Below are 12,055 nucleotides of genomic sequence, written 5' to 3'. Positions count from 1 at the left end.
GCGTCCAGTCGCGGCTCGGCACCAAAGCCGGATCCGACGCCGACGCCGGGAGCCGCGTCCAGTCGCGGCTCGGCGGCGGGGCTGGATTCAGCGGCCGAGCCGGGTGCATCGACGCCGTCAGCGGCGTCGAATCGGGGCTTGGCGGCAGGGCTGGGCTCGGCGGCCGGGCTGGGGGCCGAGGGTGTGCCGACAACCGGAAGCCAAGAGTGGGTTTGCAATTCGCGGATCAGTGCCTCGCGGAGCAGGCCGTCGACCTCGCTGCGGGCGAAACCCGGTGTCGGGACCAGGACGAGGCGGTCGGTCGGGGGCAGGGCTCGTGCGAAATCGGCATAACCGGAGGCCAGTTCGGTGACGCGGGCGCCGGGTAGCAGGCGGCGCCGGTCCGGTTGCATCGAAATGTCGGCGATCAGCAGGGCCGGGAGGGACAGTTCCTCGTCGGAACGCGTGGGTGCGCGAAGGACGTCGTGCGGTGCGGCGTGGGGTTTGCCGTCGCGCACCGGCAGCAGCCATCTCGCGCGGGCGGTGCGGAACTGCCACAACGTCCGGCTGCGACCATCCTGACCCGTCACCTGTAGTTCCTGGAGGCCCTCGCCGAGTTCGCGCACCGCAGAGGTGAACTCGGCGTCGCCGATCCGAATGGATTGCAGGGCGGGCAATTCCAGGAGTAGTTCGGCGGCCTCTTCGCGCATTGTGGCGAGCAAGGCGTCGACGTCGACGTCGTCGCGCAGGCGCAATACGACTTCGGTGTCGAAGTCCGGTGCGGGAGGCGCCTCGAGCGGCCAGGTCAACCGCAGGGCCGGAGGCTGGAAGGTAAGCGCGGCGGCGTTCGGAACCGCGTTGCCCGGCGAACCGGCCGAATAGTTGTGCGGCGCATCGGCCGAATGGTCAAGCGGCGCATCGGCCGGAAGGTTGTGCGGCGCATCGGCCGGAGGGTCAAGCGGCGCATCGGCCGGAAGGTTGTGCGGCGCATCGGCCGGAGGGTCAAGCGGCGCATCGGCCGGAAGGTTGTGCGGTACATCAGCCGGACGATGGTGATCCGCGACCTGCTCGCGCAGCGCCTCGCGTGTCCTGGCGCGGGAGAAGTGCAGCGACCCGGTGGTGGAACGGAATTCGATGTCGTCGCTCACGGCGAGCACGGCGGTGAAGCCGACGCCGAACCGGCCGACGGAGGTCGGCTCGGCCTTCCCGGAAGCGCGCAGGGCGGTGAGCGCGTGGACGCCGGAAAGGTCCAGGGGCGCACCGGTGTTCGCGATGTACAGCGTACGACCGTCCAGCCGGACGGAGATCCGCCCCGCGACACCCGCTTTGGCCGCCGCATCGGCGGCGTTCTGCGCCAACTCGGTCAGCAGTCGATCGCGATAACCGGCCCGGACCAGATCCGCCTCGGTGGCGGCATCCTCCCGCAGCCGGGTCGGCGAATCACGCCAGGAAGCGAGGACGGCGGCACGCAGCCCCTCGGTGCCGAACGGATCGGCGCCCGAGCCCGTCAGTTCCGCGGCGATGACCCGGACTCCGGTCCCTCGTCGGTCGCCGAACCCCGCTCGGCGGCAATATCGCTCGCAGCCGCATCGGTCTCGCCCTCGGCCACAGCATCGTCCACGCCGACGAGATCGCCCGACGTCGATGGCTCCGCAGCACCGGTCGCCGAGGCCAGCTCAGCCGCAACATCGCTCGCAGCGGCTTCGGTCTCGCCCTCCGCCGCGTCGGTGACCGACTCGGCGGCGCTCGGCGTCAAAGCTTCCAGTGCGTCGGACGCAGGCGCGGAGGCTACCTCGTCGACGGTCGAACCCGCCGAAGCATCGGCGTCGGCACCCGGTTGCGCGACCGAAGCGGCATCGGCGGACTCCGTGCCCGCGCTGTCGCGGACGCCAGAACCGCCCAGCTCCGAACCCTTTTCGGCATCGACCGCATCGGCGACGGCTGCCTCGACCGCCGTCGCGTCGGCAATCGCCTCCGGCTGTGCCTCGGCCGCGGCAGCTTCGGCGATTTCGTCCGTCTCCGCCTGCTCGATACCGGCAGCGCCGCTCACGGCCTCGCCTTCGACATCCGCCTGCTCGCCACCGCTGACCGCGGCATCGGCGCTCACGGCGGCATCGTCGGCGCTCAACTCGGTTGCGGTCGAAGCCGTTTCGGTCGGCGCGGCCTCGGTACCGGTCGCTTCCACCTGTACAGCGTCCGCGGTATCGACTCCCGGCTCGCCGGCATCGGTCGACGGGGCCACCTCGCCAGCGCCCGCCTCAGCGGCGACGGCCTCCGGTTCCGACGGGGCGATCTCAGCACGCACATCGGCGGCGCCATTCTCCTGCGCCGCGGCAGTCTCCGGCACCGACGGGGCGATAGCAGCGCCCGCGCCGCCCTCCTCGGCGACAACGGCTTCCGGCACCGATTGGACGACTTCATCGCTCACGTCGGCAGTGGCCGCCTCCGGCACGGACGGAGCGAGGTCAGCCCGCGCCGCGCCGTCCTCGGTCACGGCGACCGTCTCCACCGCCGACGCGGCGCCATCTGCGCTCACTTCCCCAGCGGGAACCGACGCGTCGGCCGTCTCCACGGCAGCGGAAACTCCATCGCCCGCAAGCTCTTCGGCGGCGGACCGTTCCGCACCCTTGCGCAACTCCTCCGGCGGGATCACATCGAACGCCGCGTCGTCGTAGGCCTCGTAGAGCGGCGAACCGCCACCCGTCGGTGCGACGACGTCGGAGTGCGCGCCGCAGCCGTATTCGACGTGCACCACGTGTCCGTCCGCGCCCATCGCGTTGCCGCAGACGCCGAAAGCGGCGCGCAGCGCGCCCGCGAGCGGAAGGTAGAAGCCGCACTTGCCGCAGGTGGACGGCGCGGCCTTGGCCATCTCGGTGTCGGGGCCGTATTCGGAGTACCAGCGTTCGGCGGCCTCGATACGGCCTTCCTCGCTGAGCACCTTGGTGCGGCCGAGGCCGATCTCCAGCGCGACCTCGTCGACCTCCGGGTCGCCGCTGGCCATGTAGCCGGGCACAAGGCGGGGGTCGTCCTGCGGCGGGGCGAGCAGGTCGCCGGGCGCGAGATCGCCCGGGCGGATCCGCTGCTCCCACGGCACGAATTCGGGCGCGACCAAGGCGTCCGGTCCGGGCAGTAGCGCCGACTCGCTGACCGTCGCGCGGTCCGCGCCGGGCGGGGCCGCCACGACGACCGCCCACTGCCAGCCGCGATAGCCGGGCAGGGTGGCCTCGAATCGGTGGGTCGCCGCGCTCTCGTCCTCGACGCTGACACCTAGGTGCGCGCCGACGGCGGAGGGCTCCAACTCCAGGAGCGCACGGCGGGCCAGGTCCGCGGCTTCGGCAAGGACCGGCCGGACGTCGGGCTCCGAAACAGATACTGCGCTCACGGCCTACATTTTGCCGTATGGAGCGGAATCGGCGTGCGTTGGCCATCGGTGTGCTGGTCGGTCTGCTCGCGACGTGCGGTTGCGTGGCCGACGAGCCGGAGCCGCCGCGGCTGCGGATCGAGGTCGTCGGCACCCGGCCGCACGATACGGAAGCCTTCACCCAGGGCCTCGAGGTGCACGGCGACGTCCTCTACGAAGGCACCGGACTGCGCGGTCGCTCGACCGTGCGCGCGACGGATCTGCGGACCGGCGCCGAACTGGCCCGCGCCGACCTCCCCGACCCGTATTTCGGCGAGGGCATCGCCAGGGCGGGCGACACGCTGTGGCAGCTCACCTGGCAGGACGGCACCGCCTTCGCGCGCGACCCGGTCACCCTGGAAACCCGGGCCGAGGCCGCCTACCAGGGCGAGGGTTGGGGACTGTGCGCGCGGAACGGGCGGTTGATCATGAGCGACGGCTCGAACACGCTGACCTTCCGCGACCCGGCAACCTTCGCCCCCACCGGTTCGGTGACCTTGAGGAACCGCAGGGGCGCGCACCTGAACGAACTCGATTGCGCGGCGGACGGTTCGGTCTACGCCAACGACTACCCGACGAACCGGATCCTGCGCATCGACCCGGACACCGGCGAAGTGCTCGGCGTCGCCGACGCCGCCGACCTGCTGACCCGCGAGCAGCGCGCCGATGCCGACGTGCTCAACGGCATCGCCCAGCTGCCTGGCACCGACCGCTTCCTGATCACCGGGAAGTACTGGCCGACCGTGTTCGAGGTCCGATTCGTGCCCGCCTGAGTCCAAACGCGGACGCGAGGAACGTCACTTCTGCCCCGCAAGGTGGAGCGCCCGTGCGTTCCTGTCGCCGTAGTACGCCAGAATTGAGGGGTGACTACTCCGCGCGATCCCTTCGGTCCCGAGCGTGGTCCATGGGATGGCGAGGAGGCGCCGATCGAACGGCATCCCGGCTACGACCGGTATCCCCCGCCCAACGCGCCCGCCCGGCGCAGGCCGCTGCCGCCGCTGGATCCCGGCCGCAACGCACCGCAGCGCGGTCCGCTCGGTCCGTTGCGCAAATCGGAGCCCGATCCGAACGGACGGACCCGCAGGCTCGGCCGCCGAGCGCCGGACGACGAGCCAACACGCAAGACCTCGCGCCGCGTCTTCCCGCAGGTCCCCGCGCAGCCGCCCGCCGACACCAAACGCTTCGAGGCGCCGGATCTGCCGTCCGAACCGGCGCAGCCGGAACCGGTCGCACCGCCGAACGGGCAGCGCACGCCGCGCAAGCTGACCGTCACCAGGGTCGCCGCGCTGCGCGGCAGGGAGCTGACCGAGAAGGGCATCGCCACCTTCCAGCGCGCGGCCAAGGCCGACGGTGCGGACAAATCCGGCCTCACCGCGCTGACCTACGCCACCATGGCGAACTTCGCGTTGGACGCCGCGATCGCGGTGTCGCTGGCCAACACGCTGTTCTTCGCCAGCGCCACGGCCGAGAGCAAATCCAAGGTCGCGCTGTACCTGTTGATCACCATCGCGCCGTTCGCGGTGATCGCGCCGCTGATCGGCCCGCTGCTGGACCGTTTGCAGCGCGGCCGCAGACTCGCGCTCGCCGCCTCGTTCGGCGCGCGCGCCGTGCTCGCCGTTGTGCTGATCTTGCAGTTCGACACCTGGGCGCTCTATCCGCTCGCGCTGTGCATGATGATCGGCAGCAAGTCGTTCTCGGTGCTCAAGAGCGCCGTGACACCGCGCGTGCTGCCACCGGATATCGACTTGGTGCGCACCAACTCCCGGCTCACCGTCTTCGGTCTGGTCGGCGGCACCATCGGCGCCGGCGCCGTCGCGGCGCTCGTCGCGGCGATCACGGGGTCCACGGGCGCGCTCGTGCTCGCCGTCCTGATCGCGGCGGGCGGCACCTATCTGAGCCTGCGCATCCCGCGCTGGGTGGAGGTGACCGAGGGCGAGGTGCCCGCGACCCTGAGCTATCACGGCGACGACGCGCACACCGAGGTGCTGCGCGAGGGCGCGAAGTCCAGCGTGCCCGCCCGCAAACGCAGGCAACCGCTCGGGCGCGCCGTCGTCACCGGGCTGTGGGGCAACAGCGCCATCCGCGTGCTGACCGGCTTCCTCACCTTCTACGTGGCTTTCGTTGCCAAGGCGACCGAGCACCGGCCGGTGCAACAGGCCGCGATGCTCGGCGTGGTCGGCGCGGCCGCCGCGATCGGCAACTTCACCGGCAACGCCACCGGAGCCCGTCTCGCGCTCGGCAGGCCCTCGCTCATCGTGCTCGGCTGCACCGCCGCGTGCACCGGCGTCGCGGTGTTCGCGATCTTCGCCGACAACCTGCTCGGCGCGGCGGTGGCGACGTTGGTCGCGGCGGGCGCGAGCGCGCTGGCGAAGGTGTCGCTGGACGCGTCGATCCAGGACGATCTGCCGCCGGAGTCGATCGCCTCCGGCTTCGGCCGCTCCGAGACCGTTCTGCAACTGAGCTGGGTGGTCGGCGGCGCGGCGGGTGTGCTGCTGCCGACCGACTATTGGAAGGGCTTCGCGGTCGTTTCGGGAATACTCGTGCTCGGACTGATCCAGACCTTCGTCAGCTACCGCGGCCATTCGCTGTTGCCCGGCTTCGGCGGGAACCGGCCGCAGCACGCGGAACAGGAAGTGCCTGCGGCGCGGAAACCGCACGGCGACGGCATCCAACGAGAAACGGGAGATCCGATCTGGTGAACAAGCTCTCTGGCCGCACCGTCGCGGCGCTGGTCGCGGTCGCGCTGACACTCGTCGTCGCGGCGGTCGTCGTCGTGGTGACGGTGGCGGTGCGCAACGCGCCCGAGCACGATCCCGAGATCACCGCCTACGCGCACGGCAGGACGGTGACCGTTCCGCCGTACCAGTACTGCGACATCCGGATCGTCGGTGAAGAGCAACTCGACCTGTCCAATTGCCGCCAGGGCGAATCCGTCGATCTCGAAGTGCCCCCTGGCTATCCGCTGCAACTGTCGCTGCCGTCCTCGATCGCGGAGGCGCCGTGGCTGGCGCAGCTGGTCTACGCTCTGCCCAACGGCGACATCGTGGACCGGGTCATCAGCCACAACGACTATCCCGACGACGCGCTCGCGCTCACCATCGATTCGCGTCCGCTGCCCGAACTCCGGCTCATCGGCGTGGAATTGCAGCTGCCGGTGCCCGCGATCGACGAGAGCGGCAGGGAGACAACCGTTCCGCACGCCGCCTGGTCGATCCGCACGGCCTGACCGCTCGATCCGCCGGGCGCACACGGCATCCCGGCGGATCGGTCGAAATCGCCTGCGCGGGCGTACGTCCGCCTACCGCGACCGCGGGCAGGTGACGTCCCCTGTGTCGATCAGTGGTCGAGTTCGCGCGCGACGGCCCGGACGACCTCGGAAATGGTGCGCGCGGACTTGCGATCCGGGTACCGGCCCTTGCGCAGGTCCGGCTGCACCTTCGTCTCCAGCAGGGTGATCATGTCCTCGACCATCCCGTGCAGCTCGTCGGGCGTGCGGCGCGGACCAGCGGGCTCTTTGCGGGCGTTGCGGTCTCGATCCTGGCCCTGCCGCACCGACGGCGGCGACTCGAGCAGCTTCAGGCTCAGCGCCTGCGGACCGCGACGACCCGCGGCCATGCCGAATTCGACGCGCTGCCCGGGCTTCAGGCCCTCGACACCGTCGGGCAGCGCGGACGAGCGGACGTAGACGTCCTCACCCTCGTCCTGGGAAAGGAAGCCGAAGCCCTTTTCGACGTCGTACCACTTCACCCTGCCGGTCGGCACTGCGCTCACCCGTTCATCATCGACACCCGGACCCGGTCGGTCCGAGCACATCCGTCTGCTCGAAACTGCACGGCGAATTCCCGCCGGGCGCAGCTCCTGTCAGTTTGCGAAAAGAACGCGCCCCACAAGCCTGCAGGACGCGATTGTCATCGAGTCTACCCCGGTGGCAATAACCGAAGCACATCAGTTTTACGGTCGAGAGGTGACGAACCCTTCCGCGCCGCCGCCGTCGGGCGACTCGCCGCGCCGCTCCGGAGATTGGTTGTTGAAGCTCGCGCTCGCTCTGTTCGCGATCGGATTGCTGGCGATCATCGCGATCTTCCTGACGCCGATCCTCACCGACGGCCAGCCGGGACTGTGGCTGTACCTGCTCGCGATGCTCGCGCCCGTCGGATTCCTCTGCGCGCTGGTGTTCGCGCTCTGGTCCGGCCGCCGGTCCAGATGACCTCGAACCGGGTACCCGACCGGTTCGTTACCCATTCCAAGGTGTGATCCTCGTCACATCACGAGCAGGTAACGGAGCGGCAACGATGGCAGAGCAGCGGCGTGGCGCACGTCTCTAGCTGCGCGAAAACGCCTCCGCGCCCGCCGAGACCGCACCGAGACCCGCGCGTACACGCCGGTTACCAAATAGTGATTTTTCGCGCGGATCGACGTACGGTCTATCCCAGCCGGGACACCCGGCACCACCGGCCCGCCGCACCGAACCTCGCCCCGCGGGTACCGGACCCCGACGGAAACAGGGGCGAGGGCGGGACGGACGACCTCTCAGTCCGAACCCGAGCGAAACCTCGCAGGTGCGGACGAGAGGAAGACACCCGATATGAGTGGACGCCATCGCAAGCCGACCTCCACCGGGCGCACCGTAGCCAAGGTCGCCGTCACCGGCGCGATCTTCGGCACCGCAGGTGCAGCCCTCGCTGGAAACGCCAGCGCGGCTCCCGACTCCGACTGGGATCGCCTCGCACAGTGCGAAGCGGGCGGCAACTGGGGCATCAACACCGGCAACGGTTTCCAGGGCGGCCTGCAGTTCTCCCCGAGCACCTGGAACTCGCACGGCGGTCAGGAATTCGCGGCCACCGCCAACCAGGCCTCCCGTGAAGAGCAGATCGTCGTCGCCGAAAAGGTCCTGGCCTCGCAGGGCTGGGGCGCTTGGCCGTCGTGCTCGGCCAAGCTGGGGCTGAAGAGCGCCCCGACGCCGCGCACCGCTCCGGCCACCGTGGAGACCCCGCGCTGGAACCCCGAGCCGTCCGCACCGCAGGCCCAGGCCGCCGACGCCAACCAGGAGATCTTCCAGGCCGTCGACCGCGCGATCGCCGCGGTACAGCAGCAGGGCGTGCAGATTCCGCAGCCCGCACTCGATTTCTTCAACGCCGCCAAGGCGAGCGGGGTCACGCTGGACCCCGCGGTCGTGAACTTCTACGAGGCGAACAAGGGCCTGCTGCCCTCCTGAGTCTCGAGTACGAACAAGGCCCCCGCATCAACGTGGATGCGGGGGCCTTGTTCGTACCTGCGGCCGTATCGGCGAGGTCAGCGGTTGATCACCGTGTGCGGATGCACGTAGGCCAGCTGCTCGGCCGGGATCGGAAACTCGGTGTCCTCGCCGTAGGGAGACAGACCACCGGAACGGGTCGACGAGAGCTCGGTGACCGCGTGATCACCATCGGCCACCTGGGGCCAGCCGTTGTCGACATAGGGTTTCTTAGATTTGTTCACCACGCCCTCATGCTAGCTCCCCCGCCTCTCCGCGTTTCAGGCCAGACCTAGGTGCGCGGCTGAGCAGCGTTGGCGGCCGGCGGTTGAGGCAAGGGTGACGTCAGCCCGTCCCCGGTGTGTTACCCGGGCCGTGCGAAATCTGTCGTCGCGTCGGGCATATCGGCATCTGCGATGGAACAGAGTGTCCTGGCCCGGCGAGCGGCCTGGCATCGCACTAGGCTGGATTGGATGACCGTGACCAGTGCCCTTGCCGCGTGGCTCGGGGCGCGCAGCGACGACCAGCTGGTGCAGCTGTTGCAGCTGCGGCCCGATCTCGCTGTGCCGCTGCCTTCCTCGATGGCGGTGCTCGCGGCCAGGGCCGAACAGCGCGCGTCGGTGCTGCGCGCCACCGACGATCTGAACACTCTCGACTTCGCCATCGTGGAAACGCTTGCCGTGCACAGCGCCTCGCGCGCTCCTGGCAACGGCACGCCGCTGACCCGAAAGGCGCTGCACGCGCAATTGAAAGGACGCGCGACCAAGGCCGCCATCGAGGAGTCGCTCGACCGGCTGACCGCCCGCGCGCTGGTCTGGCTCGACGGTGACGAGCTGCATTTGGTCGCCGCGGCGGCCGAGGCGCTGCCGTGGCCGATCGGCAGCACCACCGAGCTGCCCGATGCGCTCACCGAAGCGGAGGTCGTCACGGCGCTGGCCGCGATCTCCCCCGCCGAACGCGCCCTGCTGGAGAAGCTGGCGAGCACCGGTCCGCGCGGCCGCACAAGGGACGCCGCGCCGGGCACTCCCGCCGACCGCCCGGTTCAGCAGCTGCTCGCGCGCAGGCTGTTGCACCGGATCGATGACGAGACAGTGGAGCTGCCGATCACGGTCGGCCAGGTGTTGCGCCGCGAGCCGGTCACTCATCCGCACGCGCTCACGCCGCCGAAGCCGGAGCCTGCCAAGTACGCCCCCGCCGACGTCAACGCCGTCGCGGCGGGCGAGGTGGGCGAGCTGCTGCGCCACTGCGCCGACATCCTGGAGGCGCTCGGCCAGACGCCCGCACCGGCACTGCGCGCGGGCGGACTCGGCGTACGGGAGTTGCGTCGAGTCGCCAAGCAGACCGGCATCGACGAGACCAGGGCGGGCCTGCTCGTCGAACTGCTCGCGGCCGCGAAGCTCATCGAGAAGGGCCAGCCGGACCCGCCACCGGATTTCGACTCCGTGGACGACTACTGGGCCCCGACGCCCGCCGCCGACGCCTGGCTGGACGGGCCCCCCGCGCGGCGCTGGACCGTGCTGGCCATGGTGTGGCTCGATCTGGACCGGATGCCGTGGATGATCGGCATGCGCGACGCGAACGACAAACCGCTTGCCGCGCTCTCCCTGGAACTGCGCACCCCGACCGCGCCGCGAGACCGGCGCGCCGTTCTGGAACTGCTCGCCGAGTTCCCGTCCGGCAGCGCGCTCGATCCCGTCGACATCGGCCGCATCCTGGCCTGGCGACAGCCGCGCTGGCGCAGGCACTTCCGGCGCGAGGCGATCGAGAACACCGTGCGCGAGGCGGCCGAGGTGGGTCTCGTCGGACGCGGCGCGCTCGGCTCGCCGGGCCGTGCGCTCTTGCACGGCGCGGTGACCAGCGCGGCCGACGCCGAGGCCGCCATGGAGGAGGCGCTGCCCGCGCCGGTCGACCACGTCCTGGTGCAGGCCGACCTGACGGTGATCGCGCCCGGTCCGCTGACGCCCGAGCTGCAGCAGCGGGTCGCGCTCGTCGCCGACGTCGAATCGGCAGGCGCGGCAACGGTTTACCGCATCGGCGAGAACTCGGTGCGCCGTGCGCTCGACGCCGGGCTGACGGCCGCCGAACTGCATACGCTGTTCACCACACACTCGCGCACGCCGATCCCACAGGCGCTGACCTATCTCATCGATGACGTGGCCCGCAGGCACGGCAGGCTGCGCGCGGGCATGGCGCAGTCGTTCGTGCGCAGCGACGACCCGACCCTGCTGGCGCAGGTGCTTGCGGCGCCGGTCGCGGGCGCGCTCGCGCTACGGGCGGTGGCGCCGACGGTCGCGATCTCGCAGGCTCCGCTCGGCGAGGTGCTCGAACAGCTGCGCGCGGCGGGATTCGCGCCCGCAGGCGAGGATTCGGCGGGCGCGATCGTGGATCTGCGCACCCGCGGCGCGCGTATCTCGGTGCGGCCCAACGCGCGTCAGGCCTACCGGCCGTCGCCGCCGAGCACCGAACAGCTCGAGCTGCTCGTCGCGGAGCTCAGGGCGGGCGAGCGGGCGGCGAGCGCGCGCTCCGGCCAGTCGGTGCGCACGGACGGCACCAGAACGAGCACGGCCGCCACACTCGCGCTGCTGCAATTGGCGGCACGGGTGCGGCGGCCGGTGAACATCGGCTACGTCGACGCCTCTGGCGTCGCGTCCCAGCGCGTCGTCGAGCCGTTGAAGGTCGGCAACGGGCAGCTCGACGCGCTGGATCCGGTGACGGGCGCGGTCCGGCACTTCACGTTGCACCGGATCGCGTCGGTCGCGCTGCTGGAGTGATCAGCTGTTGGGCTTTCCGATGCAGAACAGCGTCTTCGGGTCGGAGACGGTGATGAACTCCGTGGCGGTCTCGCAGAGCAGTTCGTCGGTCTGGCCGTCGACGCGCTGCATGACCTTGAAGGTCGCCTCGGTCGAGGAGCAGTCCACCCACTTGTAGGGCGAGGTGGCGACGTCGTTGTAGCAGCTGCCCTGCGCGAAGTTCGGCGCGAGGCACAGGAACGCGGTGCCGCCGCCTGCCAGCTCTTCGGTGTAGCTGGTGTACTCCTTCGACGCGCATTCGGTCTTCTGGTCGAAGCTCTGGTGGACCTTGTACACGGCCTTGGGCGAGGAGCACTCGATCGGCTCGCCCTCGGTGGCGGTTGGCGAGTTGTCGGTGATGTTGATGCAGTCACCGACCTTCGTCTTCGCCACGTCGGACTTGGTTGCGTTGTCGATCGTCGAACAGCCGGTCACCGCGACCGCGAGGGCGGCCACCGCCAGGAGGGCGAGCACGACACGTGCCAGCAGCCTCGTTCCTGGGAACTTCACGGGAAAACCTCTCTCACCGAATACGTTCACGGGCGTGAACGCGGTGAGGATACCCGCACGATCGCGGTGACCGCATCAGCTCGGTCCAGCGCTGGGCGCCGCTCGGCGCCGTGGCGGCTTCAGAGGGTGGTGCCGTACATCCCG

General features: G+C 70.4%; 11 protein-coding genes. 6 read left to right on the top strand and 5 right to left on the bottom strand.

All coding sequences use genetic code 11. From position 1 onward, the window contains the following. Positions 1-1,490: sacsin N-terminal ATP-binding-like domain-containing protein (locus tag NAM01S_RS36790; RefSeq protein WP_373862695.1), on the bottom strand; the 1,490-nt coding region annotated here is incomplete at its 3' end. Continuing rightward, positions 1,487-3,361, bottom strand: a complete 1,875-nt coding sequence (locus NAM01S_RS27240) for a DUF3027 domain-containing protein (RefSeq protein ID WP_067790569.1) — start codon at positions 3,359-3,361, stop codon at positions 1,487-1,489. The genes NAM01S_RS36790 and NAM01S_RS27240, both read right to left, overlap by 4 nt. A 17-nt stretch (positions 3,362-3,378) precedes the next feature. Between NAM01S_RS27240 and NAM01S_RS27235 the strand changes: the two genes are divergently transcribed. The 3 genes from NAM01S_RS27235 (at position 3,379) to NAM01S_RS27225 (ending at position 6,605) form a co-directional block, all read left to right on the top strand. Continuing rightward, complete coding sequence (locus NAM01S_RS27235; protein ID WP_067790566.1) at positions 3,379-4,152, top strand: glutaminyl-peptide cyclotransferase; 774 nt, start codon at positions 3,379-3,381, stop codon at positions 4,150-4,152. Positions 4,153-4,242: 90 nt separating this feature from the next. Beyond that, positions 4,243-6,078, top strand: coding sequence for an MFS transporter (locus NAM01S_RS27230; RefSeq protein ID WP_067790563.1), 1,836 nt, complete (start codon positions 4,243-4,245; stop codon positions 6,076-6,078). Next, the gene (locus NAM01S_RS27225; RefSeq protein ID WP_067790560.1) at positions 6,075-6,605 is read left to right on the top strand and encodes a DUF2771 domain-containing protein; all 531 of its coding nucleotides are present in this window, start codon (positions 6,075-6,077) and stop codon (positions 6,603-6,605) included. Before NAM01S_RS27230 ends, NAM01S_RS27225 begins: the two co-directional genes overlap by 4 nt. Positions 6,606-6,715: 110 nt before the next feature. Here the strand turns inward: NAM01S_RS27225 and NAM01S_RS27220 are convergent, their stop codons facing one another. Further along, entirely contained in the window at positions 6,716-7,141 is a 426-nt protein-coding gene (locus NAM01S_RS27220) for a cold-shock protein (protein WP_067790557.1), read from the bottom strand. 202 nt (positions 7,142-7,343) lie between these two features. On the opposite strand from NAM01S_RS27220, the gene NAM01S_RS27215 reads away from it, so the two are divergent. Then, entirely contained in the window at positions 7,344-7,586 is a 243-nt protein-coding gene (locus NAM01S_RS27215) for a hypothetical protein (RefSeq protein WP_067790554.1), read from the top strand. Positions 7,587-7,964: 378 nt separating this feature from the next. Continuing rightward, positions 7,965-8,594: a resuscitation-promoting factor Rpf1 domain-containing protein gene (locus tag NAM01S_RS27210; RefSeq protein ID WP_067790551.1), complete on the top strand. Its 630-nt coding sequence runs from the start codon at positions 7,965-7,967 to the stop codon at positions 8,592-8,594. A gap of 77 nt (positions 8,595-8,671) precedes the next feature. On the opposite strand, the gene NAM01S_RS27205 is transcribed toward NAM01S_RS27210, so the two are convergent. Beyond that, positions 8,672-8,860 (bottom strand): hypothetical protein, encoded by a 189-nt coding sequence (locus NAM01S_RS27205; protein ID WP_067790549.1) that lies wholly within the window; start codon positions 8,858-8,860, stop codon positions 8,672-8,674. 225 nt (positions 8,861-9,085) lie between these two features. On the opposite strand from NAM01S_RS27205, the gene NAM01S_RS27200 reads away from it, so the two are divergent. Further along, positions 9,086-11,383 carry a helicase-associated domain-containing protein gene (locus NAM01S_RS27200; RefSeq protein ID WP_067790546.1) on the top strand — a complete coding sequence of 766 codons (2,298 nt, stop codon included), beginning with the start codon at positions 9,086-9,088 and terminating at the stop codon, positions 11,381-11,383. On the opposite strand, the gene NAM01S_RS27195 is transcribed toward NAM01S_RS27200, so the two are convergent. Next, positions 11,384-11,911 (bottom strand): LppU/SCO3897 family protein, encoded by a 528-nt coding sequence (locus NAM01S_RS27195; protein ID WP_067790543.1) that lies wholly within the window; start codon positions 11,909-11,911, stop codon positions 11,384-11,386. Positions 11,912-12,055: the final 144 nt, after the last annotated feature.

This window comes from Nocardia amikacinitolerans NBRC 108937, assembly GCF_001612615.1.
Taxonomy (GTDB): Bacteria; Actinomycetota; Actinomycetes; order Mycobacteriales; family Mycobacteriaceae; genus Nocardia; species Nocardia amikacinitolerans.
The sequence above is the reverse complement of the archived record's forward strand: the minus strand, read 5'-3'. Positions and strand labels throughout refer to the sequence as shown.